Annotated in this window: 19 protein-coding genes and 1 pseudogene; 13 read left to right on the top strand and 7 right to left on the bottom strand. The window is 72.4% G+C overall.

The window, feature by feature from the left end:
* Nucleotides 1-32: 32 nt before the first annotated feature.
* The 3 genes from RFN52_RS17650 to RFN52_RS17640 all read right to left on the bottom strand — a co-directional run bounded on the left by RFN52_RS17650 (nt 33) and on the right by RFN52_RS17640 (nt 3,357).
* Entirely contained in the window at nt 33-2,228 is a 2,196-nt protein-coding gene (locus RFN52_RS17650) for a hypothetical protein (protein WP_184847598.1), read from the bottom strand.
* Complete coding sequence (locus RFN52_RS17645; RefSeq protein ID WP_229856725.1) at nt 2,216-2,899, bottom strand: ABC transporter ATP-binding protein; 684 nt, start codon at nt 2,897-2,899, stop codon at nt 2,216-2,218. The genes RFN52_RS17650 and RFN52_RS17645 overlap by 13 nt, the downstream gene beginning before the upstream one ends.
* Nucleotides 2,900-2,982: 83 nt before the next feature.
* Entirely contained in the window at nt 2,983-3,357 is a 375-nt protein-coding gene (locus RFN52_RS17640) for a hypothetical protein (RefSeq protein ID WP_184847597.1), read from the bottom strand.
* A 212-nt stretch (nt 3,358-3,569) separates the two neighbouring features.
* Between RFN52_RS17640 and RFN52_RS17635 the strand changes: the two genes are divergently transcribed.
* Nucleotides 3,570-4,238 carry a formylglycine-generating enzyme family protein gene (locus RFN52_RS17635; protein ID WP_184853936.1) on the top strand — a complete coding sequence of 223 codons (669 nt, stop codon included), beginning with the start codon at nt 3,570-3,572 and terminating at the stop codon, nt 4,236-4,238.
* Here RFN52_RS17635 and RFN52_RS17630 read toward each other — a convergent pair.
* Nucleotides 4,235-4,831, bottom strand: coding sequence for a TetR/AcrR family transcriptional regulator (locus RFN52_RS17630; RefSeq protein ID WP_311240982.1), 597 nt, complete (start codon nt 4,829-4,831; stop codon nt 4,235-4,237). The two genes, RFN52_RS17635 and RFN52_RS17630, sit on opposite strands and share 4 nt — an antisense overlap.
* Before the next feature lie 141 nt (nt 4,832-4,972).
* On the opposite strand from RFN52_RS17630, the gene RFN52_RS17625 reads away from it, so the two are divergent.
* The gene (locus tag RFN52_RS17625; protein ID WP_374050218.1) at nt 4,973-5,848 is read left to right on the top strand and encodes an NAD(P)-dependent oxidoreductase; all 876 of its coding nucleotides are present in this window, start codon (nt 4,973-4,975) and stop codon (nt 5,846-5,848) included.
* A gap of 59 nt (nt 5,849-5,907) precedes the next feature.
* On the opposite strand, the gene serC is transcribed toward RFN52_RS17625, so the two are convergent.
* Entirely contained in the window at nt 5,908-7,026 is a 1,119-nt protein-coding gene (gene serC / locus RFN52_RS17620; protein ID WP_184847596.1) for a phosphoserine transaminase, read from the bottom strand.
* Nucleotides 7,027-7,098: 72 nt separating this feature from the next.
* Nucleotides 7,099-8,448: a glycoside hydrolase family protein gene (locus RFN52_RS17615; RefSeq protein WP_184847595.1), complete on the bottom strand. Its 1,350-nt coding sequence runs from the start codon at nt 8,446-8,448 to the stop codon at nt 7,099-7,101.
* A 207-nt stretch (nt 8,449-8,655) separates the two neighbouring features.
* Here RFN52_RS17615 and RFN52_RS17610 point away from each other — a divergent pair, with 207 nt between their 5' ends.
* The 8 genes from RFN52_RS17610 to RFN52_RS17575 all read left to right on the top strand — a co-directional run bounded on the left by RFN52_RS17610 (nt 8,656) and on the right by RFN52_RS17575 (nt 19,059).
* Nucleotides 8,656-9,675, top strand: a complete 1,020-nt coding sequence (locus RFN52_RS17610; RefSeq protein ID WP_184847594.1) for a LacI family DNA-binding transcriptional regulator — start codon at nt 8,656-8,658, stop codon at nt 9,673-9,675.
* A 115-nt stretch (nt 9,676-9,790) separates the two neighbouring features.
* The gene (locus RFN52_RS17605) at nt 9,791-11,134 is read left to right on the top strand and encodes an ABC transporter substrate-binding protein (RefSeq protein ID WP_184847593.1); all 1,344 of its coding nucleotides are present in this window, start codon (nt 9,791-9,793) and stop codon (nt 11,132-11,134) included.
* Nucleotides 11,135-11,238: 104 nt separating this feature from the next.
* Nucleotides 11,239-12,231 carry a carbohydrate ABC transporter permease gene (locus RFN52_RS17600; RefSeq protein ID WP_184847592.1) on the top strand — a complete coding sequence of 331 codons (993 nt, stop codon included), beginning with the start codon at nt 11,239-11,241 and terminating at the stop codon, nt 12,229-12,231.
* Nucleotides 12,232-12,237: 6 nt separating this feature from the next.
* The gene (locus tag RFN52_RS17595; RefSeq protein WP_184847591.1) at nt 12,238-13,080 is read left to right on the top strand and encodes a carbohydrate ABC transporter permease; all 843 of its coding nucleotides are present in this window, start codon (nt 12,238-12,240) and stop codon (nt 13,078-13,080) included.
* Between the two features lie 40 nt (nt 13,081-13,120).
* Nucleotides 13,121-16,006, top strand: coding sequence for an FAD-binding and (Fe-S)-binding domain-containing protein (locus tag RFN52_RS17590; RefSeq protein ID WP_184847590.1), 2,886 nt, complete (start codon nt 13,121-13,123; stop codon nt 16,004-16,006).
* A gap of 120 nt (nt 16,007-16,126) precedes the next feature.
* The gene (locus RFN52_RS17585) at nt 16,127-17,263 is read left to right on the top strand and encodes a lipid II:glycine glycyltransferase FemX (protein ID WP_184847589.1); all 1,137 of its coding nucleotides are present in this window, start codon (nt 16,127-16,129) and stop codon (nt 17,261-17,263) included.
* A gap of 161 nt (nt 17,264-17,424) precedes the next feature.
* Complete coding sequence (locus RFN52_RS17580) at nt 17,425-18,384, top strand: EamA family transporter (RefSeq protein ID WP_184847588.1); 960 nt, start codon at nt 17,425-17,427, stop codon at nt 18,382-18,384.
* 72 nt (nt 18,385-18,456) lie between these two features.
* Nucleotides 18,457-19,059, top strand: a complete 603-nt coding sequence (locus RFN52_RS17575; RefSeq protein ID WP_184847587.1) for a DinB family protein — start codon at nt 18,457-18,459, stop codon at nt 19,057-19,059.
* Nucleotides 19,060-19,104: 45 nt separating this feature from the next.
* Here RFN52_RS17575 and RFN52_RS17570 read toward each other — a convergent pair whose 3' ends face one another.
* Entirely contained in the window at nt 19,105-19,902 is a 798-nt protein-coding gene (locus tag RFN52_RS17570; RefSeq protein WP_311240980.1) for a hypothetical protein, read from the bottom strand.
* 430 nt (nt 19,903-20,332) lie between these two features.
* Between RFN52_RS17570 and RFN52_RS17565 the strand changes: the two are divergent.
* The 3 genes and pseudogenes from RFN52_RS17565 (at nt 20,333) to RFN52_RS17555 (ending at nt 24,385) form a co-directional block, all read left to right on the top strand.
* A pseudogene (locus tag RFN52_RS17565) lies at nt 20,333-21,126 on the top strand (TIGR03084 family metal-binding protein).
* The gene (locus RFN52_RS17560) at nt 21,123-22,790 is read left to right on the top strand and encodes an acyclic terpene utilization AtuA family protein (protein ID WP_184847586.1); all 1,668 of its coding nucleotides are present in this window, start codon (nt 21,123-21,125) and stop codon (nt 22,788-22,790) included. The pseudogene RFN52_RS17565 and the gene RFN52_RS17560 overlap by 4 nt, the downstream one beginning before the upstream one ends.
* On the top strand, nt 22,787-24,385 hold the full coding sequence (locus RFN52_RS17555; protein WP_184847585.1) for an acyl-CoA carboxylase subunit beta: 1,599 nt from the start codon (nt 22,787-22,789) through the stop codon (nt 24,383-24,385). Before RFN52_RS17560 ends, RFN52_RS17555 begins: the two co-directional genes overlap by 4 nt.
* Nucleotides 24,386-24,394 lie beyond the last annotated feature (9 nt).

The following is a 24,394-nucleotide window of genomic DNA, read 5'->3' as shown; positions in this document are numbered from 1 at the left end:
CGCATCAGGCTCCATGCGGCCCGGCAGGCCGGTCAGTCGGCGCCCGGTCTCCAGCTCCTGGCCCGGGCGACCACTCCTTGGCCTCCCGCGAGGCCGACGCAGACCGCCAGCAGCGTGCTCCCCACCACCGTCACCGCGGTGAGCTCCGGAGCCCAGCGCGCCCCGCCCGTGGTCACCATCGGATATCCGAGGACGGCGGACACGACGGCGCCCGCGCAACCGGCCACGCCGATCGGCACGGACAAGTACCACAGTGCGGTGGACCGGAACACGTGTGTGTCTCCCGCCAGGACACCGACGGGAGCGAGCCGGCTTCCGAAGACCTGGAACTCCGCCAAGGCGCTGAAGGCGGCGGCGAGTGCGGCCATGAGCATGCCCCCCAGGCCGAGCAGAGTCACCCAGTTCGCGATGGTCTCGTCCAGCAGGGCGCCACCCAGCTGCGCGCCTGCAAGGACGTTGACCAGGGGCGCCGTACCCAGGTGGCGGTAGGCCGCTTCACGGACCGTGCCGGCGGCCGACGCATCGCCCGGGTCGGAGATCACTACGAGTTTGATCTCTGCGATGCCGTCGCGTGCGCCCGCCGTGGGGATGTCGCCGGTGGCGATGCGCAGGTCCGGCGTCCCGGTTTCCCAGCGTCCCAACTCGCTCAGCCGCCGGTCACCGTCGCGAAGGACGGTGGACCGAGCGGAAGGGCAGGGGAGCTGAGCAGCCTTCCAGCTGGCGCAGGGACCGGTGAGCACGGCCGGCCCCTGCCGATCCTGGAGCAGAGCGAACACAGCGCGTCCCGTGTCTTCTTGGAACGCCTTGATGTGCGAGGCCGGCTGGACGCGGCTCCTGATGATCAGGACGCTGTCTCCCAGGGCATCGAACGTCTGCCTGGCCTCGGTCGCCGCCACCGTGGTCCGGCTCACCCACAGCTGCACCTGACTGACCAGCCCCAGGCCCACCACGACGGCGACCACCAGACGCGCGATGACTCCCGGATACGCGTGCAGCCAACGGCCGGCGATGAGACCGCCCGGATACCGCTTCGCGATGGACCGCCCGGCCAGCCGTCGCCCGAGGGCCGTCATCGCCCAGGCGATCAACGTGGGCAGGGTCGCGAGCGTCAGGACTATGCCGATCGCGTACTGCACGATGCTGACGCGGTAGTCCGGAGCCAGCGGCCCGAGATCGACCGGCATGGCCAGCACGAGGCCGAGCGCGCACAGCAGCGCGTAACGCCGCTTCACCCGGCCCTTGGCCAGGGTGCGGGGGGAACGGCCGTCCCCCCTCTTCCGGTGCAGCAGCACCGAGGCGATCAGCACTCCGGCGGCCGCACCGGCCGCGCCGAAGAGGACGGCAGGCAGCCAGGCGCGAACGGCAGCCGCCGAGAGCGTGTAGTCGGTGAGCGGAACGGCGATGTCGGTGTACGCCGCCGTCAGGAGCGGCACCGTGCCGGTCAGGGCGCCTGCCCCGACCGGCCACAGTGCTTCGCCCACGCACACCAGGGCCCGGTGCCGCCACGTGCCGCCAAGCGCGTCGATCAGAGCCGTACGACGGTCACGTGCGGCAGAACCGCAGCGCAGGGCCACCACGGTCAGGACGGCGGCCGGAAGGCCCAGAAAGCCGAGCACGGCCGCCAGGAACGCATCGGCGTCAACCACGCCGAGCGAGTCCCCGAACGGTGTGGGATCGGGGTCGCCGAAGCCGGAGATCTCCATCGTCTCGTCCCACTCAGGGGATTTGGCGGCCGTCGGTCTGACGTAGACCAGGCGCTCCGAAGGAGACGTGAGACCTTCAGCGGAGATCCTCCCCGCGTCCCGTCCGTAACGGCCGGAAATCCCCTCCCGCAGCCCCGCCGCCGCAAGCGCCGGAGAGAGCACGGCCTCCCCCGGCCGTGGCCATGCGGACAGGCCGGGGGGCGGGGAGGCGCCGGGAGCCAGCGGCTCGATGAAGATGACACTGTGCTGAAGTCCGCCGACCGTGTCGCCGCTCTCCCGCCAGTGGGCGACGGCACGCTCTGCCGGGAACTTGCCGGTGAACCGGGGTGCTCGCGCCCGGGCGTGGCTCTGCTCCGCGCTGTCCGCCGCCATGGTGATGATCACCGTGCCGGCGGCGCAGCAGAGGAACGCGGTGGCCAGTGCCAGCGCGAGACTCCGCAGCCGGTGCCCCGGACCGCCCTTGGAGGCTCGTAGCCCCATGGCCATCAGCTGCCGCGTCAGGCCGCGCCCGCTCAGCCGCCCCACGTCGGAGCCCCCATGCCGATCCGCCCGTCCGTGATCCGTGCGACGCGCTCGGCGCCGACTGCCACGTCCTGGTCATGTGTGACGAGCAGCAGCCCGCAGCCCCATCGGGAGGGCAGCGAGTACAGCAGTTGACTGACGCGATCGCGGTTGTCGTCATCGAGTGCGCCGGTGGGTTCGTCGGCAAGGATCAGGGACGGCCTGTTGACCAGTGCCCGGGCGATCGCCACCCGCTGGCGCTCCCCGCCGGACAGTGATCCCGTCGTCACCGAGGTGTCGGAGATGCCGAGATCGTGAAGGAGTTCTTCGGCAGCGCTCCGTCCGCGGGAGCTTCGCACACCGCCCAGCATGGCGGCGAGCATCACGTTCTCCAGCGCCGTCAGCTCCGGGAGCAGTTCGCCGAACTGGAAGACCATGCCGATATGGCGCGACCGGTGGCGTGCCCGCGCGCCGGCCCGCAGGGACGTGACGTCCGCACCCGCCACCTCGATGGTTCCGCTGTCCGGGCTGATGAGCCCCAGGACACACGAGAGCAGCGTGCTCTTCCCGCTGCCGCTGGGCCCCATCAGCGCGACGGACTCGCCCTCCGCGACGGTGAGGTCTACGCCGCTGAGCAGCACACGGTCGGCCAGTTCGAGCCGGACGTCACGCAGATGGAGGACGGGATTGCGCACCAGGGGTCCCTTGCGAGGAAGGCAGTGGTTGAACACGAGAACGCGCCCGTCGCCACGACGGCGACGGGCGCACGGCAGTCGCTCTAGATCCGGTAGGCCCAGGAACCGCACGCGTCCGGCTTGGCGAACTGCTGCTCACAGACGCGGATCTTGTTGAGGATCGCACCCGCGCCGGTCTTCACGCAGTTGTCCGGGCCGGCGCCGTTCTTGTCCCAGAGGTGACTCGAATCGTTGTCGTAGACGCGGAAGTACTCGCCTTCCACCGCGTTCGTGTCGGCCTCCATGTCGCAGACGCGGAGACGACGGTCACCTTCGAAACCCTTGGCGTTGTCGTCACCCTGCCAGGCCTCGATGTAGGCCCACGCCGGACCGCTGCCGACGCTCAGCCCGAGGGCGAGAGTTGCGCCGGCCACCGCGACGGCGAGGCGCCCGGCCCTGCCGGTTATTCGAGTCATCATCCGTTCCGTCCCTCCCCCGGAGGATCGATTCCTCCAGGACTTCACCTGTACTGCGGCCCCGGGCCCCCGGCCCGGAGCCAAAGGATCATGACAGGCCCTCCACAGGTTGTCCATTTGATAAGTTCACAACGTCCCTACGCCACCCGTGACTTGGAGCGATCGGCGGTCACTCGGGGCACCACGACTCGCGGGGGGGCGATGTGCTGGACGACATGGTGGCCGTCCCGGCGGGGCCCGTCACGCTGTCCGACCGGCGGACCGAGCGCAGGTGGACGGTCGAGGTCGCGTCGTTCCGGATGTCGGCGGTGCCGGTCACGCAGGAGTGGTACGCCAAGGTCACCGGTGCGTATCCGAGCACGGCCCGGGGCGGCCGGCTGCCCGTCGAGGGTGTCTCCTGGTGGGACGCGATCCGGTTCTGCAACGAGCTGTCCCGGCGCGAGGGTCTGACCCCGGCGTACGAGGTGCGGTCCGACGGCGGGGCCGCCGACTGGGACACCACCGCCGACGGTTACCGGCTGCCGGCCGAGGCGGAGTGGGAGCACGCCTGCCGCGCCGGCGGCATCGGTCCCCGCTACGGCCCGCTCGACGAGATCGCCTGGTACCGCGGCAACGCGGACGACCGCATCCACCCCGTGGGCGGCAAGCAGCCCAACGCCTGGGGTCTGTACGACATGCTGGGCAACAGCTGGGACTGGTGCTGGGACCTCTACGACGCCGAGGTCTACGGCACCTACCGGGTGCTGCGCGGCGGCGGCTGGTCCGACGAGCACTGGAGCTGCCGCGCCTCGGTGCGCCGCCGGAGCCATCCGACGTTCCGGATCGACGACGTGGGGTTCCGGGTGGCGCGCTCGATGCCGGTGGCGCAGCGCCGCGCACTCTAGCGGTACGAGGCCACCAGCCGCGCCAGATGGCGCCCCGCCGCCTCCAAGGGAGCCTCGCTGCGGGCCACTTGAGAGGCCAGTTCGGCGCCTTCCAGGGTGGCGATCACCGTGTGGGACAGGTCGACGGCGTCCTCGGCGGCGAAGCCCGCCGCGACCAGGCTCTCGGCGACGACCGAACGCCAGCGGGCGAACGCCTCGGCGGCGGCCTGCCGGATGCCGGGGGCGCCGGATGCCGTGCCCACGACGGTGGAGGTGACCGGGCAGCCGTCGAGCCAGCCGGAGTCGCGCAGCCCTTGGGCGAGAGAGGCGGCGAGGGCGGGCAGCGCCTTCTCCGGTTCCGGCTCCGCGTCGAGCGTCTCGCGCAGCAACGCGGTGAACTCCTCGTCGCCGAGGCGTACGGCGGCCGCTCCGAGCTCCTGCTTTCCGCCCGGGAAGAAGTGGTAGACCGAGCCGAGCGTCGCCCCGGCCTCGCGGGAGATCTGCTTGATGCCCGTGCCCTCGTAGCCCTGGCGCTGCATCAGGCGGGAGGCCGTACGGACGATCCGTTCACGGGTGCCGGCGGTCGCGAGGTCGTGCGGGGCGTTGGTCTTCACGCCACCACTCTACCGAGCTAGAGCGATCGCTCTAGTCGCTGTGCTAGGTTCCTCTCTGGATAGAGCGTTCGTTCTAGTTGTGTTCGTTCCAGTCGTCTTCGTTCCGTCGTCCTCGGGGAGATCTCTGTGAGTCCGTCCGCTGTGAGCACGCCGCCCGTGACCGTCCTCGGCCTCGGCCCCATGGGCCGCGCGATGGCCGGCGCCTACCTGGACGCCGGCCACCGGGTCACCGTCTGGAACCGCACCGCGAGCCGCGCCGACGACCTCGTGGCCAGGGGCGCGGTGCGCGCCGCCACCGTCGAGGAGGCCCTGGCGGCGAGCGAGGTGGTCGTGCTGAGCCTCACCGACTACGCCGCGATGTACACCGTCCTGGAGCCCGCCGCCCCGGCGCTGGCGGGCCGGGTCCTGGTCAACCTCAGTTCCGACACCCCGGAACGGGCCCGTGAGGGTGCCGCCTGGGCGGCCCGGCACGGGGCACGCCACCTCACCGGCGGAGTCCAGACACCGCCGTCCGGCATCGGCTCGGCGGAGTTCGACACCTTCTACAGCGGCCCCCGGGACCTCTTCGAGCAGTACGAGGACGTCCTGAAGGTCCTCACGGGCACCGACTACCGGGGTGAGGACCCGGGCCTGGCCGCGCTGTACTACCAGCTTCAGATGGACCTGTTCTGGACCACGCTGACCGCCTGGCTGCACATGCTGGCGCTGGCCGACGCCAACGGCATCAAGCCCTCCGAGATCACGCCGTACGCGGCCGGGACGCTGGGCGGGATGGAGCAGTTCCTCGACTTCTACACGCCGCGCATCGAGGCGGGGCAGCACTCCGGTGACGTCGAGCGGATCTCGATGGCCGTGGCCAGCCTGGACCACGTCGTGCACACGGCGCGGGACTCGGGCGTGGATCCGGACCTGCCCGCCGCGGTGCTCCGGACGTTCCGGCGGGCCGCGGCCGAGAGCGGGGAAGAGGACAGCCTCACCCGCCTGTTCGAGGTGTTCGGCAGGGGCGCGGCCGCCTGAGCACGACCGAGGGGCGCCCCGCATAAGCAGGGCGCCCCTCGGTCACGTACGCGAGAAGGTCAGAGCTTCTCGATCACGTAGTCGACGCACTTGGTGAGCGCCTCGATGTCCGCCGGGTCGATCGCCGGGAACATCGCCACGCGCAGCTGGTTGCGGCCGAGCTTGCGGTAGGGCTCGGTGTCGACGATGCCGTTGGCGCGCAGCACCTTGGCGACGGCGGCCGCGTCGACCTCGTCCGTGAAGTCGATCGTGCCGATGACCTGCGAGCGCTTGGCCGGGTCGGTGACGAACGGGCTGGCGTACTTGATGTCCTCGGCCCAGCCGTACAGCGTGCGGGCGGAGGTGGCGGTGCGCCGGACCGACCAGTCCAGGCCGCCCTGGCCGTTGATCCACTCCAGCTGCTGGTTCAGCAGGAAGAGGGTGGCCAGCGCCGGGGTGTTGTACGTCTGGTTCTTGCGGGAGTTGTCGATCGCCGTCGGCAGCGAGAAGAACTCCGGGACGTGGCGGCCGGACGCGTGGATCCGCTCGGCGCGCTCGATCGCGGCCGGGGAGAAGACGCCGATCCACAGGCCGCCGTCGGAGGCGAAGGACTTCTGCGGGGCGAAGTAGTAGACGTCCGTCTCGGCGATGTCGACGGGGAGGCCGCCGGCGCCGGAGGTGGCGTCCACCAGGACCAGGGCGCCCTCGTCGGCACCGGCCACGCGCTTGATCGGCATGGCGACACCGGTCGAGGTCTCGTTGTGGGTGAACGCGTAGACGTCCACGCCCGCTCCGGCGACCGCCTCCGGGTGGGTGCCCGGGTCGGCGGCGATGACGTCCGGCTCGGCCAGCCACGGGGCGAGCTTCGCGGCCTTGGCGAACTTGGAGGAGAACTCGCCGAAGCTGAGGTGCTGCGACTTGTTCTCGATCAGGCCGTGGGTCGCGACGTCCCAGAACGCGGTGGAGCCGCCGTTGCCGAGGATCACCTCGTAGCCGTCGGGGAGCTGGAACAGCTCGCTGATGCCTTCGCGCACCTGGCCGACCAGGTTCTTGACGGGAGCCTGGCGGTGGGAGGTGCCGAGCAGGGACGTGCCGGTGGCGGCCAGGGCGTCCAGCGCCTCCACCCGCACCTTGGAGGGGCCCGCGCCGAATCGACCGTCGGCGGGCTTGATGTCAGCAGGAATCTGGATCTCAGCCACGCAGGGGAGCGTAGCCGTTTCCAGAAACCTGGGCGAAACGTCGTCCGTCGGGTGAGACGGGGTGTGGACAGGTCACTGCGGCGGCGGGCCGGGCCAGACGGCCGAGGCGTCGTCGCGGTGCGGGTCCGGCAGCCGGAGGGGGCGGACGGGGACGGGCCGGGCCCCGCCCTCGGCGGTGGCCGTCCAGGGGGCGGGGCGGCCGGAGTAGCACAGGGTGGTGAGGACGAAGACGCCGTCGGCGTAGACCTCGACGTACTCCCCGACGGTGAGGATGCGCAGCGAGGCGGCGGGTTCCGGCAGGCAGGTCTCGCCGAGGGAGGTGCCGTCGGGGCCGGTGACCCGGAGGTCCTTGCCGTCGCAGTCGACCGTGAGCGCGGGCCGGTCCGCGTCGGAGGTCTGCGTGCGCAGGACGATCTCGGTGCGGCCGGACAGGCCGACGTCGCCGACCGCGTGCAGGACGGCCTCGTACGTCTCCTCACCGAGCCAGGGCTCAAGGCCCGGCCACCACTCCAGGCGGGGCGCCGAATCCGAGGGCACGGCAAGGGACTTGGGCTGGGCGAGCATGCCGCGGCAGCGTTCGCCGGTGTCGCTGAGGCCGACGCGGCGCGGGGTGGTGTGCAGCACGACGCGGGAGCCGTCGGGGGCGGTGACGACGCGCGGGGCGTACGCGCCCGTCGGGCCGAGCGGGCCGCGGCGGGTCCACGGGCCGCGCAGGCGGGGAGCGGTCCACGCCTCGAAGCCCCGGGTGGCACCGATGGAGCCGAGCAGCAGCCAGCCGCCGTCGTCGAGGCGCTCCAGGACCGGGCACTCGAACTCGTCGACGTCGCCGGGGGAGACGAGCGGCGGGTGGACGGTCCAGTGCTCCAGGTCGTCGGAGGTCGCCCAGGCGACGCACCCGCTGACCTCGACGGGCAGGGAGGCGTCGGCGGCACAGACCACCATCACCCAGCCGTCGGACTCGTCGTCGCGCACGACGAAGGGGTCGCGCCAGCCCATGCGGTCGCCCGTGCGGTACCAGCGCCCGTCCGCCTCGACGACCGGTCCTGTGCCGTGCCGGCGCCAGCCGGTGCCGTCGGTGCGGTCGGAGTACGCCAGGCCGACCGACTGCAGGGGCCAGCCGTCCGGGGTGAGTCCGGAGACGGCGGTGTAGAGCATCGCCATGCCGGTGCCGTGCGGGAAGGCGTGCATGGTCCACACCGCCTGCTGGTCGAAGCTGCCCGGCAGGCCGTTGCCGAAGGCCGTGCCCTGCGGCTCCCAGTGGACCAGGTCGGCGGAGGTGGCCCGGCCGTAGGAGGTCTCCATGCGCAGGTGGTCGAACTCCGCCGTCCACGGGCCCTGGAGGTGCAGCGCGGTGTAGGTGCCGTCCGCGTGGCGCAGGAGGTCGAAGTCGTTCACGCAGAGGCCGGGCGGCGCGTATCGCATGGACAGGTCCTGTCTGCCGACAGCGGCACTCAAACGTGTGCGCTGTGATCTTGCTGGGGGGAGTTCCTCTGGGAGTCAGCCGAAGTAAATCTGAACGCAAACGCTTGCGCAACCAGGTGAGCGGGTTTACGGTCTCGTCACTCCCACTCCCGCCGACGTGCTCCGGACCCCCGGCCACGCGGCGTGCACCCGATCTAGGAGCGTCCCGTGACGGTCAGCATCACCGATGTCGCCGAGGCCACCGGGGTCTCGGCGTCCACCGTGTCCCGCGCCCTGCGCGGCCGTTCGGGTGTGTCGGAGCAGATGCGGGCCAGGATCGTCGCGGTCGCCGCCGACCTGGGCTACACCGCGTCGCGGTCGGCCTCCAGCCTGGCCAGCGGACGCACCTACACCATCGGCGTCGTCGTCCCGTACGTCGGCCGCTGGTTCTTCGGCACGGTGCTGGACGCCGCCGAGAAGGTCTTCAGCGCCGCCGGTTACGACGTACTGCTGTACAACCTCGGCTCACCGGAGGCGCGCAAGCGTTTCTTCACCAAGCTGCCGATCCGCAAGCGGGTCGACGCCGTGCTGTCCCTGCTGATCCCGGACCCGGAGGAGGCCGCCGCCCTGTGCTCCCTCGGCGTGCCGCTGGCGACCACGGTCGGCGGCGCCCGGCCCGGCTTCACGGTGGTCGGCATCGACGACCGGGGCGGCGCGGAGAGCGCCGTACGGCACCTGGTGAACCTCGGTCACCGGCGGATCGGCATGATCTCCGGTGCCAGCGAGCCGCTGCACTGGACCACGCCCCTCGACCGGCGGCAGGGCTACCTGGACGTGCTGGCCGACGCCGGGATCGAGCCCGACACCGCCCTGGAGGCCGACGGCGGTTACACGGTCGAGGGCGGCGAGCGGGCCATGACCGAGCTGCTGGCGCTGCGCCATCCGCCGACCGCCGTGTTCGCCCAGTCCGACGAGATGGCGATGGGCGCGCTGCGCGCCCTGCGCCGGCACCGGCTGAGGGTCCCCGAGGACGTCTCCGTGGTCGGCTTCGACGATCACGAGCTGTCCGAGGTGGTCGGGCTGACCACCGTGGCCCAGCCGGTCGCGGCCCAGGGCCGGGAGGCGGCCCGGCTGCTGCTGACGCGGCTGGACGGACCGGACGCCGGGCCGCCGCGCCCCGTCGAGATGCCCATCCGCTTCATCCTCCGCGAGACCACCGCTCCGCCGCACACCGGCCGGCAGCGGTAGCCCCGCAAACCTCCCCGGCTCCCCCTCAGCTCCCCTCCCCACCGTCCGCGCACCGGCCCCTCCGGTATCGCACCCACCGAGAACCCACCGCACACCCGCCCTCGGAGGCACCACCATGATCACCGGCCACGGAAAACACCGTCGTACGGGCCTGACGGCCCTCGCCCTGCTGCCCCTGGCCGCGCTGGCCGCCTGTGGCGGCGGGGGCGGCGGCAGCGACACCTCCGCCGAAAAGGGCAGCGGCAAGGGCACCATCAGCGTCTGGGCCCACCAGGGCCAGGCGAGCGAGGCGACCGCGCTGCAGAACGCGGTGAAGTCCTTCAACTCCTCGCAGAAGGCCGTCAAGGCCGAGTTGAAGCTCATACCGGAGAAGGACTACACGAAGACCATCACCGCCACGGACGCCTCCGAACTGCCGGACGTGCTGGAGTTCGACGGCCCGACGATGGCGAACTTCGTCTTCAACAGCAAGCTCGCCCCGGTCGACGGCCACGTCTCCGCCAAGACCCTCGGCAACGCCACCGACGCGATCAAGGCGCAGGGCGAGATCGACGGCAAGCACTACGGCCTGGGCATGTTCGACGCCGGGCTCGGCATGTACGCCAACAAGAAGCTGCTGGACGCGGCCGGCGTGAAGTACCCGACGAGCGTGGACGACGCCTGGACGGCCGAGGAGTTCGGCAAGGCCCTCAAAGCACTGAAGGGCAAGGACTCCGACGGCAAGGTCCTCGACATATCGGAGCAGTACGGCCTGGCCTCCGAATGGGGCACCTTCGGCTTCTCCCCGATCGTCTTCTCGGCCGGCGGCGGCCTGCTGAAGGACGGCAAGGCGGAGGGCGCCCTGGACAGCCCGAAGGTCGTCTCCGCGATGAAGACCTTCCAGTCCTGGAAGCCGTACGTCGACCCCAACACCGACGGCAACGCCTTCGCCAAGGGCAAGGTGGCGCTGAGCTGGGTCGGCCACTGGAACTACCCCGCCTACAGCGAGGCGCTCGGTGACGACCTCGCTGTCCTGCCGCTGCCAAACTTCGGCAACGGCCCCAAGGCCGGGCAGGGCTCGTGGGCCTGGGGCATCGGCGCCGACAGCAAGAACGGCAAGGCCGCCGGCACCTTCCTGGACTACCTGCTGAACGACACCAACGTCGGCGCGATGACGAAGGCCAACGGCGCGGTGCCCGCCACCAAGTCCGCGCTGGCCAAGAGCGAGCTGTACAAGGAGGGCGGCCCGCTCCAGCTCTTCGCCGACCAGCTGGCCAAGCCGTGCGGCGACAGCGACATCACCTCCTCCTGCGTCGCCGTCACCCGCCCGGTGACCGCCGGATACCCCACCGTCACCGCCAAGTTCAACACGGCCCTGAACTCGATCTACGGCGGCGCCGACCCCGAGGAAGCCCTGCAGAAGGCCGCCCGCGCCATCGACCGGGACTTCACCGACAACGCCGGCTACGAGATCCCGTAACCCGCAGGACGCATCGGCCCGGGCGGGCCGTTCGGTGACAAGGCCGCGCGAGGACGCGGCCCCGCACCGACCGCGCCCGCCCCGCCGGGAAGAGGACCCCTGTCGTGAAAACCGTGGAACCCGCGCACGCCGCGGCCCGAGGCCCGGCGCAGGCCGTGTCGTCCGCACCCTCCGCGAAGCCCCCGCGTCCCGCGCGCGGCAACCGTGACCGGCTGCACGGGCTGCTGATGTCCGCCCCGGCCGTCGTCGGGCTGATCGCCTTCGTCGGCATCCCGTTCGGCTACGCCGTGGTGCTCTCCTTCTACAACGTCCGCCTCGGCTCGCCGCTGGAGCCCGCCTTCTTCGGCGTGGAGCACTACCGGCGGCTGTTCACCGACCCCGACCTGTCCGGCCCGTTCCTGCGGGCGCTGCTGAACAACCTGACCTTCGCCGTCGTCGTCGTACCGCTCCAGACGGGCCTGGCGCTGGCGCTGGCGATCCTGCTCAACCGCAAGCTGAAGGCCATCGGCCTGTTCCGGTCCTTCTTCTTCATGCCGGTGGTCTTCCCGATGGCGCTGGTCGCCGTGATCTGGCGGCTGATCCTCGCCCGCAGCGAGCAGGGCATGCTCAACTCGCTGCTGGACGCGGTGAGTTTCGGCAACTGGGGTGCCTTCGACTGGCTCGGTGACGGCCTCACCGCGATGGGCTCGGTCATCGTGCTGTCGGTGTGGCAGGGCGTCGGCTTCCAGATGGTCATCCTGCTGGCCGGTCTCCAGCAGATCCCGGGCGAGCTCTACGAGGCCTCCCAGCTGGACCGGGCCTCGCGCTGGCAGCAGTTCCGGCACGTCACCCTGCCCGGCATCCGCGGCACCCTCGTGTTCGTCGCGATGCTGACCTCGGTGCTGTCCTTCCGGGTCTTCGACCAGGTGTACATCCTCATCCGCGGCGGCGGCCTGGACGAGGACGCCACCCGCACGGTGATGTACCAGGCCGTCACCACGGCCTTCGACCAGAACAACATCGGCCAGGCCTCGGCCGTCACGGTGGTGTTCTTCCTGATCGTCGTCGCCCTGACCATCGTCCAGCGCCGCGTCGTCCGGCCCGACAACGAGGACTGACCCTCCATGGCCATGACCCGTACGCCCGTACGCCGCGTCCTCGACTACACCGTCCTGAGCGTCCTGGCGTTCGTCTTCGCCCTCCCCGCGCTCTACCTCTTCCTCGGCAGCCTCAAGCCGTCCGACGAGGTCCTGAACGGCCTGTCCGGCTTCCTGCCCACCCACCTCTCGTTCGACAACTACGCGGCCGTCCTCGACAGCCTGAACTCCGACAGCACCGGCTACTTCTGGCAGTTCATGGGCGTGTCGGTGCTGCTGTCGTTCGTGGTGGTGACGGGCGGGCTGATCGTCAACTCGATGGCGGCCTACGGGCTGACGCGGCTCAAGTGGCGGGGGCAGAACGCGGTGTTCACCCTCGTCCTGCTGCTGATGCTGATCCCGTTCGAGTCGGTGGCGGTGCCGCTGTTCTACATGTTCAACGGCCAGCGCAACACCCTGTTCATCCAGGCGCTGCCGTTCGTCGCCAACGCCTTCGCGATCTACCAGTTCCACACGTTCTTCAAGAAGATCCCGACGTCCATCGAGGAGGCGGCCCGGCTGGACGGGGCGGGGCCCTGGCGCACCTTCTTCGCGATCATCGTGCCGATGTCCCGGCCGGTGTTCGCCTCGGTCGCGATCCTCACCTTCCTGATCCAGTGGGGCTCCTTCCTGTGGCCGGTGCTGATGGTGTCCGACCCGTCCGTGCGCCCGCTGCCGCTGGAGATGAGCGTCTTCCAGGGCCAGCAGCCGCCGGACTGGGGCCAGATCCTCGCCTTCGGCGTGTTGCTGGTGCTGCCCGTGCTGATCGTCTTCGCGTTCTTCCAGCGCTGGTTCGTCGAGGGTGTGGCCAGCTCCGCGGTGAAGGGCTAGCGGGCCCGTCACCGTCGGTGGCCGGATGCATCCTGGACGCATGACGGATCTCGAAGCGCAGCTGCGTGCCGTCGTCCGGGGTGAGGTCGGGTTCGACGTCACGTCCCGGGCGCTGACGACCATGGACGCGTCCAACTACCGGCGGGTCCCGGCGGGCGTGGTCGCTCCGCGTGACGCCGACGACGTCGCGGCGGTGCTCGCGGTGTGCCGGGAGCGAGGAGTGCCCGTGGTCGCCCGGGGCGGAGGAACCTCCATCGCCGGGCAGGCCACCGGCACCGGTGTCGTCCTGGACTTCACCCGGCACATGAACCGGCTGGTCGCCCTGGATCCCGAGGCGCGTACGGCCGTGGTGCAGCCGGGGCTGGTGCTGGACCGGCTCCAGGACGCCGCCGCCCCGCACGGGCTGCGGTTCGGCCCCGACCCCTCCACCCACAGCCGCTGCACGCTCGGAGGCATGATCGGCAACAACTCGTGCGGCTCGCACTCGGTGGCGTGGGGCACGACCGCGGACAGCGTGCGGGCGCTGGACGTCGTCACCGCGCGAGGCGAGCGGCTGCGGCTCGGGCCGGACTGGGCCGGGGCACCGGACGGGCTGCGGGCCCTGGCCGAGGGGGAACTGGCGCGTCTGCGCACCGGCTTCCCCGACCTGCCCCGCCGCATCTCCGGCTACGCCCTGGACGCCCTGCTGCCCGAGCGCGGCGCCGACGTGGCCCGCTCCTTCTGCGGTTCGGAGGGCACCCTCGGCGTGCTGACGGAGGCGGTCGTACGCCTCGTCGAAGCGCCCCGCGCGCGTGCGCTGGCCGTGCTGGGCTACGCCGACGAGAGCGCGGCGGCGGAGGCGGCGGCCGGACTGCTGCCGTTCGGGCCGCTGACGGTGGAGGGCATGGCGGCGGACCTGGTGCCGTCCCCGGAGGCGCTGCCGCGGGGCGGGGCCTGGCTGTTCGTGGAGACCGGCGGGGAGTCGGCCGGGGAGGCACACACGCGTGCGCAGGCGATCGTGCGGGCCGCCGACGTCGTGGACGCGCTCGTGGTCACCGACCCGGCGGGGCAGCGCGCGCTGTGGCGGATCCGGGAGGACGCGAGCGGCACGGCGACGCGCATGCCGGACGGGACCGAGGCGTGGCCGGGCTGGGAGGACTGCGCGGTGCCGCCCGCCCGGCTGGGGGTGTACCTGCGGGACTTCCGGGCGCTGATGGCGGCGCACGGGCTGCGCGGCACGCCGTACGGGCACTTCGGGGACGGCTGCATCCACGTCCGGATCGACTTCGACCTGCTCACCGAGGCGGGAGTCGCCCGTTTCCGCCGCTTCTCGGAGGAGCTCGCGGAGCTGGTGGTGGCGCACGGCGGCTCACTGTCCGGGGAGCACGGGGACGGGCAGGCGCGGGCGGAGCTGCTGCCGAAGATGTACGGGGCTGAGATGGTCGGCCTCTTCGAGCGGGTCAAGGGGGTGTGGGACCCGGACGACCTGCTCAACCCCGGGATGCTCGTCCGCCCCGCGCCGCTCGACAGCGGCCTGCGCTTCTCCGTCCTGCCCCGCGAACCGGTCGACGTGGCCTTCGGCTACCCCGCCGACGGCGGCGACTTCCCGGCGGCGGTGCGGCGCTGCGTCGGCGTCGCCAAGTGCCGTACGACGTCGGTGTCCGGCCCGGGTGTCATGTGCCCGTCCTTCCGGGCGACGGGCGCGGAGGAGCACTCAACGCGCGGGCGGGCCCGGCTGCTGCACGAGATGCTCGCCGGCGAGGTGGTGACGGACGGCTGGCGCTCGGAGGAGGTCCGGGACGCGCTGGACCTGTGCCTGTCCTGCAAGGGCTGCCGGTCGGACTGCCCGGTGGGCGTCGACATGGCCACGTACAAGGCGGAGTTCCTGCACCACCACTACGCCGGGCGGCGCCGGCCCGCCGCGCACCACGCCATGGGCCGGCTGCCCGTGTGGCTCCGGGCCGTGGCCCGCACGCACACGGCGTGGCTGGTCAACGCACTGGCAGCGGTACGGCCCGTCGCGTGGGCGGCGAAGCGGCTGGGCGGCATCGCGCCCGAGCGGGAGCTCCCGCGGGTGGCCCGGCGGACGTTCAGCCGGTGGTGGGAGCGGCGGCGGGCGCACCGCCCGGACACGCAGGGCGACTTGGTCGTCCTGTGGCCCGACACCTTCACCGAGCACCTCTCCCCGGCCGTGGGCCGGGCGGCCGTACGGGTCCTGGAGGCGGCCGGGCTGCGGGTGGCGCTGCCACCGACCGTGCACCTGGCGAGGCCGCCGGTGGGCGACGGCAGGACGGTCGCCCTCGATCCGTCGGCGCTGCTGCGGGGCCGGGGGCGGGTCTGCTGCGGGCTGACGTACGTGTCGACGGGCCAGCTGGACCGCGCCCGGGCCGTCATGCGCCGCACGCTCGACCTGATGGAAGCGGTCCTGGAGACCGACGCCCCGGTCGTCGTCCTGGAGCCCAGCTGCGCCGCCGCCCTGCGCACGGACGTCCCCGAGCTGCTGCACGACGACCCGCGCGCGGCCCGCCTCGCCGGGCGGGTGCTCACCTTCGCGGAGACGCTGGAGCGCCACGCCCCCGGCTGGAGGCCCCCGCGCGTGTCCCGCCCGGTGGCCGGGCAGACCCACTGCCACCAGCACGCGGTGCTCGGCGACGCCGCCGACCGCCGGCTGCGGGAAGCGGCCCTGCTCACCGGCGAACTGAGCGGCGGCTGCTGCGGCCTCGCGGGGAACTTCGGCTTCGAGAAGGGCCACTGGGAGGTGTCCGCCGCCTGCGCGGAGGAACAGCTCCTGCCGTCCGTCCGCGACGCCCCCGACGGCACGGTGGTCCTGGCGGACGGCTTCTCCTGCCGCACCCAGCTCCGGCAGCTGGCGGGCGTACGGGGCAGGCATCTCGCGGAGGTGCTGGCCGAGGCGCTCGACGAGGACCTCCGGCGCGACGGCACGTGAGGCGTTCGGGCCACGGGAAGGCGGACCCGAGTGTCTGAACCGGGGGAGGGCCGAAGCCGCTCCTAGGCTCGCGGAACCAGCCACTGCCCGTCGAGGGCCGCTGCTCGAAGGAGCCCGCGCATGAGCGTCCGCGTCCAGCCGATCACCCGTGACGAGCACCTCGCGTTCGTCACGGCCCGCCCCTTCGCCAGCCATACCCAGATGCCCTCGTGGGGCGCGGTCAAGCCCGACTGGCGGGCGGAGAGCCTCGGCTGGTTCGACGACGGCGGGCAGCTCGTCGGTGCGGGCCTTGTGCTGCTGCGCCCTCTGCCCGGGCCGCGACTGCCCTGGCTGCCGCGGTACCTCGCCTACCTGCCCGAGGGCCCGCTGATCGACTGGCACGAGCCCGGCCTCGACCGTCTGCTGGAGCCGATGCTCGCGCACCTGAGACGGCGGGGCGCCTTCGCGGTGCGGATGGGCCCGCCGGTCGTGGTGCGCCGCTGGAGCGCCGACGCGGTCAAGGAGGCGATCGCCGACCCGGCCGCCCGGCGGCTGCGCGACGTGAAGGCCACGTCGTACGAACCGCGCGCCGGCCAGGTCGCGGACAGCCTGCGCCGGATGGGCTGGCGGCAGTCCGAGGCGTCCGGCGAGGACGGCTTCGCCGCGGGCCAGCCCCGCTACGTCTTCCAGGTGCCGTTCGCCGGCCGGTCGCTTCAGGACATCCACAACGGCCTGAACCAGCAGTGGCGCCGCAACATCAAGAAGGCGGAGAAGGCCGGGGTGAAGGTCGTGCGCGGCGACCTGGAGGACCTGCCGGCCTTCCACGAGCTGTACTGCGAGACCGCCGAAAGGGACCGGTTCATCCCGCGCCCGCTGCCGTACTTCCAGCGCATGTGGAGCGCGCTCACCGCCGAACACCGCGACCGGATGCGGCTCTACCTCGCCTACCACGACGGCGAGGTGCTCGCCGCGGCCACGATGCTGACCGTCGGCGAGCACGTCTGGTACTCCTACGGCGCCTCCACCGCCCGCCGCCGCGAGGTCCAGCCGAGCAGCGCCGTGCAGTGGCGCATGATGACCGACGCGCACGAACTGGGCGCCGCCGTCTACGACCTGCGCGGCATCACCGACACCCTGGAGGAGTCCAGCCACCTGCTGGGCCTGCTGCGCTTCAAGGTGGGCACCGGCGGCGAGGCCGTCGAGTACCTCGGCGAATGGGACTACCCGCTCAACCAGCTGCTGTACCAGGCGCTGAACCTGTACCTCGCCCGCCGCTGACGTCTCACAGCACGAGACAGCGGCAAAAAGGGTTCACGCACCTGACGGAGTCCATTACCCTGGACTGTGCAGTGCATCGGGCTGTACGTAGCGTGCGTCCCGGTGTACGCACCGCACACGCCCAGCACCCCTGACACCGATCCCGAGCACAGGACCCGCCCGTGACCACGCCGGAGACCGCCACCTCGCCCTCGTCCGCGACCGCCGACGCCACAGCGCCGGCCACCGGCCCGGGCCGGCTCGGCTCCCTCGGACCCGTGGGCCTGGTGCTCGCGGGCGGGATCTCCGTGCAGTTCGGCGGCGCCCTGGCGGTCACGCTCATGCCCAGGGCGGGTGCCCTCGGCGTCGTGGCGCTGCGCCTGCTGGTCGCGGCCGTCGTGCTGCTCCTGGTCTGCCGCCCGCGCCTGCGCGGCCATTCGCGCACCGACTGGGGCACCGTCGTCGTCTTCGGCATCACCATGGCCGCCATGAACGGCCTCTTCTACCAGGCCGTCGCCCGCATCCCGCTGGGCCCCGCGGTCACACTGGAGGTCCTCGGCCCGCTCGCCCTCTCGGTCTTCGCCTCCCGCCGCGCGATCAACGTCGTCTGGGCGGCGCTGGCCCTCGGCGGTGTCTTCCTCCTGGGCGGGGGAGGCCTCAGCGGCCTCGACCCCACGGGAGCGGCCTTCGCCCTGGGTGCCGGCGCCATGTGGGCGGCCTACATCGTCTTCAGTGCCCGTACCGGCCGGCGCTTCCCGCAGGCGGACGGGCTGGCGCTGGCCATGGCGGTGGGGGCGGTGCTGTTCCTGCCCCTGGGCATCGCCGAGTCGGGGACGAAGCTGCTCGACCCGGTGACGCTGGGCCTGGGCGCGGCGGTGGCACTGCTGTCCTCGGTGCTGCCCTACACGCTCGAACTCCTCGCCCTGCGCCGCCTGCCCGCCTCCACCTTCGCGATCCTGATGAGCCTGGAACCGGCCATCGCCGCTACGGCCGGGTTCCTCATCCTCGACCAGGCCCTCAGCGCCGCCGAGGCCGCCGCGATCGCCCTGGTCGTCGCGGCGAGCATGGGCGCAGTGCGCACCCAGGTCGGCGGCGGGCGCAAGAAGCGGGCGGCGCTGGAGAGCACCGGCCTGGAGGGCTGAGCCGCCCCGCGAGGGGAGCGGCCGCTCGTGCGGTCCGGCCCGGCTGTCAGTGCCGGGTGCGACACTGCGCGCATGACCACACCGGACCCGAAGGCCGACCTCCTCCGCTATCTCCAGGAGGCGCGTGACGCCCTGTTGTGGAAGCTCGACGGGCTCTCCGAGTACGACATCCGCCGCCCCCTGACACCGACCGGCACCAATCTGCTCGGGCTGGTCAAGCACACCGCAGGAGTGGAGCTGGGGTACTTCGGCGACACCTTCGGCCGGCCGTTCTTCGGCGAGAAGCCACCCGCCTGGTGGTACACGCGGGACGCCGAACCCGACGCCGACATGTGGGCCACCCCGGACGAGTCGCGCGAGGACATCGCCGGGCTGTACCGCCGGGCGTGGGAGCACGCGGACGCCACGATCGCGGCGCTGCCGCTGGACGCGACCGGTCACGTCCCGTGGTGGCCCGAGGAGCGGCGCGAGACCACCCTGCACCACATCCTGGTGCGCGTGATCGCCGACACCAGCCGTCACGCCGGTCACGCCGACATTGTCCGCGAACTCATAGACGGCGCGGTCGGCCTGACGCCGGGCAAGGACAGCATGGGACCGGGGGGCCGGGACAGGTGGGAGGCCCACCGGCGCAGGCTGGAGGAGGCGGCGAGGCGAGCGGGCGCGACCGGTTGAGCCAACCGGTAGCAAGCGTGTCACCAACCTCCCGGCCGAGTACAGCTAGCGCACCAGCATCCCGCGCACCGAGATCCCGTAGTGCGCCCGCAGCCGGCGCAGCTCCCACAGTCCCACCGCGGTCACCGACAGCGGCGCCCCGAGCATGAACACCGCCCGCACCGGGACCGGCACCCCCGCGTACGCCCCGGTGAACAGGTCGATCAGCGTCATCTCCCACACCAGCGCCATGGCGAGCAGCGGCGGCATGGTCTGGTGGATGTCGGCCGTGCGGAACACGTGCAGCAGCGCCAGGCCGACGCCCCAGGCGATGAACGGCAGCACCCACACCAGGACGAGCACGACGACCACCCAAGTGATCACGGTCATCGCCGGGTTGGTGGCGAACCGGCCGTCGACGAAGCCGGTGAGCACCATCAGCGGGAACACGAACACCGCGGCGATCAGGGCCACCATCGCACCGAAGGGCTTCGCCGCCCGGCGCAGCAGATCCCGGCGGGCCGACGGGGCGGTCAGGGCCAGCAGGACGCCCACCACCACCGGGAACGTCACCGACAGCACCAGCACGCTGTGCCACGACTGGTCGAGGCGGTCGTCGGCGACGTCCCCCAGGGAGCTGCCGACCTTGTAGCTCACCGACACCCACACCACCGCGGCCAGCCCCACCAGCGTGCGGATCTTCTGCATGCGGGCGACGAAGGCGTCCTCGACGAGGTCCTGCCGGGACGGCCTGAACACCCGGCGCGCGGTGTGGACGGGGCCGATCCGCCGGCACAGCCGCGCGACCGGGCCGGGCGGCGGCGCCTGCGGCGGCCCGGGGTGAGGCATATAGGGGTGCGGCACATGGGGCGGATACCCACCCCCCCGGCGGTGCTACGGCGCCGGTGAGGGCGGATAGGGACCGGGCCGGGGCGGGTACGGCTGCGGGCCGTTCGGGTCGTACGGCGGCTGCCCGCCCGGGTTCCAGGTACTCATCCTTGTGTCTCCCCCGACGCGTGACCAATGGGACGAGCGCGCCCCGCAGTGTATTGATCCCGCCGCCGAAGAGCACACTTCCGGCCACTCGATAAATCCATGCAAGCACGCTTGATTGTTTCCTGCGCCGCTGCCATGCTCCTCAGCACGCCGCACCACCCCGCACGCCGCACCACCCCGCACGCCGCACCACCCCGCACGCCGCACCACGCCGCACGCCGCACCACCCCGCACGCCGCACCACCCCGCACACCGCCGCCGTGACCCGCACACCGCTGTGCCCCGAGGGGAGCGCCCCGTGTCCGATCCGACCTCCGTGATCGACGATCTGCGCGAGGAGAGCGAGGAACTCGACCGCCTCGTGGCCGGGTTGTCCCCGCTGCGCTGGTCGCTCGCGACCCCCGCGCCCGGCTGGACCGTGGCCCACCAGATCGCCCACCTCGCCTGGACGGACCGCTCGGCCCTGCTCGCCGTCACGGACGCCGACGGCTTCCACGCACTGGTCGAGAAGGCCCTCGCCGCGCCCGGCACTTTCGTCGACGAGGGCGCCGAAGGGGGCGCGGGAGCCCCGCCCGGCGCGCTGCTCGCCCGGTGGCGTGCCGGCCGTACGGCACTGGAGGACGCCCTGCGGGCCGCCCCGCCCGGCGCGCGTTTCCCCTGGTACGGCCCGCCCATGTCGGCCGCCTCCATGGCGACGGCCCGGCTCATGGAGACCTGGGCCCACGGGCAGGACGTGGCCGATGCCCTGGGTGTGTGCGCCCACCTACCGACCGGCTGCGGCATGTGGCCTGGCTCGGGGTGCGCACCCGGGACTTCGCCTACGGCGTGCACGGCCTCACCCCGCCCGCCGACCCCTTCCGCGTCGAACTGCGCGCCCCCTCCGGCGACCTGTGGAGGTACGGCCCCGAGGACGCCGAGCAGCGCGTCACCGGATCCGCCCTCGACTTCTGCCTCCTGGTCACCCAGCGCGCCCACCGCACCGGCCTCGCCCTGCACGCCGAGGGCCCCGACGCCGACCGCTGGCTCGGCATCGCCCAGGCCTTCGCGGGACCGCCGGGCGGCGGACGCCCGCCGAAGGAGTCCGCCTCGTGACCCTCCGCATCGGCAACGCCTCCGGCTTCTACGGCGACCGCTTCGACGCGATGCGCGAGATGCTCACCGGCGGCGAACTCGACGTCCTCACCGGTGACTACCTCGCCGAGCTGACCATGCTCATCCTCGGCCGCGACCGCCTCAAGGACCCGGCCGCCGGATACGCCCGCACCTTCCTGCGGCAGCTGGAGGACTGCCTCTCTCTCGCGCACGAGCGGGGCGTGCGGATCGTCACCAACGCGGGCGGGCTCAACCCGGCCGGACTCGCCGACGCCGTACGGCAGTTGGCCGACCGGCTGGGCATCCCCGTGCGCGTCGCCCAGGTGACGGGCGACGACCTCACCGCCGCCCACCCGGGCTCCCTCGCCGCCCACGCCTACCTCGGCGGCTTCGGCATCGCTCAGTGCCTGCGGGCGGGCGCCGACGTCGTCGTCACCGGGCGCGTGACGGACGCCGCCCTCGTCACCGGGCCGGCCGCCGCCCACTTCGGGTGGAGCGAAACGGACTACGACCGGCTCGCGGGCGCCGTCGTCGCCGGGCACGTCCTGGAGTGCGGGGCACAGGCCACCGGCGGCAACTACGCCTTCTTCCGGGACGGCGACGTCCGCCGCCCCGGCTTCCCCCTCGTCGAGATACACGAGGACGGCGGCTGCGTGATCACCAAGCACCCCGGCACCGGCGGCTTCGTCGACACCGGCACGGTCACCGCGCAGCTGCTGTACGAGACGGCCGGTGCCCGGTACGCGGGGCCGGACGTCACCGCCCGGCTGGACACCGTACGGCTGAGCCAGGACGGGCCCGACCGGGTGCGCATCGAGGGCGTGCGCGGGGAGGCACCGCCGCCCACCCTCAAGGTCGGGCTCAACCGGCTCGGCGGCTTCCGCAACGAGGTCGTCTTCGTGCTCACCGGCCTCGATGTCGAGGCCAAGGCCGCCCTGGTGCGGGACCAGATGGAACCCGCCCTCGGCAAGGTCGCCGACGTGCGCTGGGAGCTGGCCCGCACCGACCGCGCCGACGCCCCGAGCGAGGAGACCGCGAGCGCGCTGCTGCGGCTCGTCGTCCGGGACTCCGACCAGGAGGCCGTCGGACGGGCGCTGAGCGGGGCGGCCGTGGAGCTGGCGCTGGCGAGCTACCCCGGCTTCCATGTGATGGCACCACCGGGCAAGGGCTCGCCCTATGGGGTGTTCGAGGATGTGTACGTCCCCCATGGTGGCGTCGACCATGTGGCCGTCCTCCATGACGGGCGCCGGGTCCCCGTGCCGCCGGTCCAGGACACGGCCGTACTCGACGAGGTGCCGGAGCCGCCGCTCCCCGAGCCCCTCCCGCCCGGCCCGGTCACCAGGGCTCCCCTCGGCCTCGTCGCGGGCGCCCGCAGCGGGGACAAGGGCGGTAACGCCAACGTCGGGGTGTGGGCCCGCACGGACGACGCCTGGCGCTGGCTCGCGCACGAACTGACCGCCGACCGGTTCCGGGAGCTGATCCCCGAGAGCCGCGAACTGACCGTCGTACGGCACGTGCTGCCGAACCTGCGCGCCCTCAACTTCGTCGTCGAGGGAATCCTCGGCGCCGGCGTCGCCGCGCAGCACCGCTTCGACCCGCAGGCCAAGGCCCTCGGCGAATGGCTGCGCTCCCGCCACCTGGACCTGCCGGAGGTACTCCTGTGACCGTCCTGACCTCCGCCCTGGACCCCAACGACCCGGAGTACCGGGCCAACCGCGAGGCCATGCTCGCCAAGCTCGCCGAACTCGACGCCGAGCACGCCAAGGCCCTCGCGGGCGGCGGCGAGAAGTACATCGCACGGCACCGGAAGCGCGGCAAGCTCCTCGCCCGCGAGCGCATCGAGCTGCTCCTCGACCCGGACACGCCGTTCCTGGAGCTGTCGCCGCTGGCCGCCTGGGGCAGCGAGTACACCGTAGGCGCGTCCCTCGTCACCGGCATCGGTGTGGTGGAGGGCGTGGAGTGCCTGATCACCGCCAACGACCCGACCGTGCGCGGCGGAGCGAGCAATCCCTGGTCGCTGAGGAAGGCCCTGCGCGCCAACGACATCGCCCTCGCCAACCGGCTGCCCTGCATCAGCCTGGTGGAGTCGGGAGGCGCCGACCTGCCGTCGCAGAAGGAGATCTTCATCCCCGGCGGCGCCGTCTTCCGCGACCTCACCCGGCTGTCCGCCGCCGGCATCCCGACCGTCGCGGTCGTCTTCGGCAACTCCACCGCGGGCGGCGCCTACATCCCCGGCATGTCCGACCACGTGATCATGGTCAAGGAGCGGGCGAAGGTGTTCCTCGGCGGTCCGCCGCTGGTCAAGATGGCGACCGGGGAGGAGAGCGACGACGAGTCCCTGGGCGGCGCCGAGATGCACGCCCGCACCTCCGGCCTCGCCGACCACTTCGCCGTCGACGAGCAGGACGCGCTCCGGCAGGCCCGGCGCGTGGTCGCCCGCCTCAACCACCGCAAGGCGTACGGGGATCCGGGGCCCGCCGAGCCGCCCAAGTACGACGCGGCGGAGCTGCTGGGCATCGTCCCCGACGACCTCAAGAGCCCCTTCGACCCGCGCGAGGTCATCGCCCGCATCGTCGACGCCTCCGACTTCGACGAGTTCAAGCCGCTGTACGGGACGAGCCTGATCACCGGGTGGGCCACGCTCCACGGCTATCCCGTGGGTGTGCTGGCGAACGCCCGGGGCGTGCTGTTCAGCGAGGAGTCCCAGAAGGCCGCGCAGTTCATCCAGCTCGCCAACCAGCGCGACATCCCCCTGCTGTTCCTGCACAACACCACCGGCTACATGGTCGGCAGGGAGTACGAGCAGGGCGGCATCATCAAGCACGGCGCGATGATGATCAACGCGGTCAGCAACAGCCGCGTGCCCCACCTCTCGGTCCTCATGGGCGCCTCCTACGGGGCCGGGCACTACGGCATGTGCGGCCGCGCCTACGACCCGCGCTTCCTCTTCGCCTGGCCCAGCGCCAAGTCGGCCGTCATGGGCCCGCAGCAGCTCGCGGGCGTGCTGTCGATCGTCGCCTGCCAGTCCGCCGCCGCCAAGGGGCAGCCCTACGACGAGGAGGCGGACGCCGCGCTGCGCGCGATGGTCGAGCAGCAGATCGAGTCCGAGTCGCTGCCGATGTTCCTGTCCGGGCGGCTCTACGACGACGGCGTCATCGACCCGCGCGACACCCGCACCGTCCTCGGCCTGTGCCTGTCCGCGATCCACACGGCCCCCTACGAGGGCGCGCGCGGCGGCTTCGGCGTCTTCCGGATGTGAGGAACCTTC

The sequence above is a fragment of the Streptomyces collinus genome (assembly GCF_031348265.1).
Lineage (GTDB): Bacteria > Actinomycetota > Actinomycetes > Streptomycetales > Streptomycetaceae > Streptomyces > Streptomyces collinus.
Note: the sequence above shows the minus strand (reverse complement) of the source record. Positions and strands in the feature narration are given on the sequence as shown.

Excerpts from the sequence above, each read along its gene's own strand:
- RFN52_RS17640 (WP_184847597.1), bottom strand. The coding sequence starts at position 3,357 with ATGATGACTCGAATAACCGGCAGGGCCGGGCGCCTCGCCGTCGCGGTG.
- RFN52_RS17635 (WP_184853936.1), top strand. The coding sequence starts at position 3,570 with ATGGTGGCCGTCCCGGCGGGGCCCGTCACGCTGTCCGACCGGCGGACC.
- RFN52_RS17615 (WP_184847595.1), bottom strand. The coding sequence starts at position 8,448 with ATGCGATACGCGCCGCCCGGCCTCTGCGTGAACGACTTCGACCTCCTG.
- RFN52_RS17605 (WP_184847593.1), top strand. The coding sequence starts at position 9,791 with ATGATCACCGGCCACGGAAAACACCGTCGTACGGGCCTGACGGCCCTC.
- RFN52_RS17595 (WP_184847591.1), top strand. The coding sequence starts at position 12,238 with ATGGCCATGACCCGTACGCCCGTACGCCGCGTCCTCGACTACACCGTC.
- RFN52_RS17590 (WP_184847590.1), top strand. The coding sequence starts at position 13,121 with ATGACGGATCTCGAAGCGCAGCTGCGTGCCGTCGTCCGGGGTGAGGTC.
- RFN52_RS17585 (WP_184847589.1), top strand. The coding sequence starts at position 16,127 with ATGAGCGTCCGCGTCCAGCCGATCACCCGTGACGAGCACCTCGCGTTC.
- RFN52_RS17575 (WP_184847587.1), top strand. The coding sequence starts at position 18,457 with ATGACCACACCGGACCCGAAGGCCGACCTCCTCCGCTATCTCCAGGAG.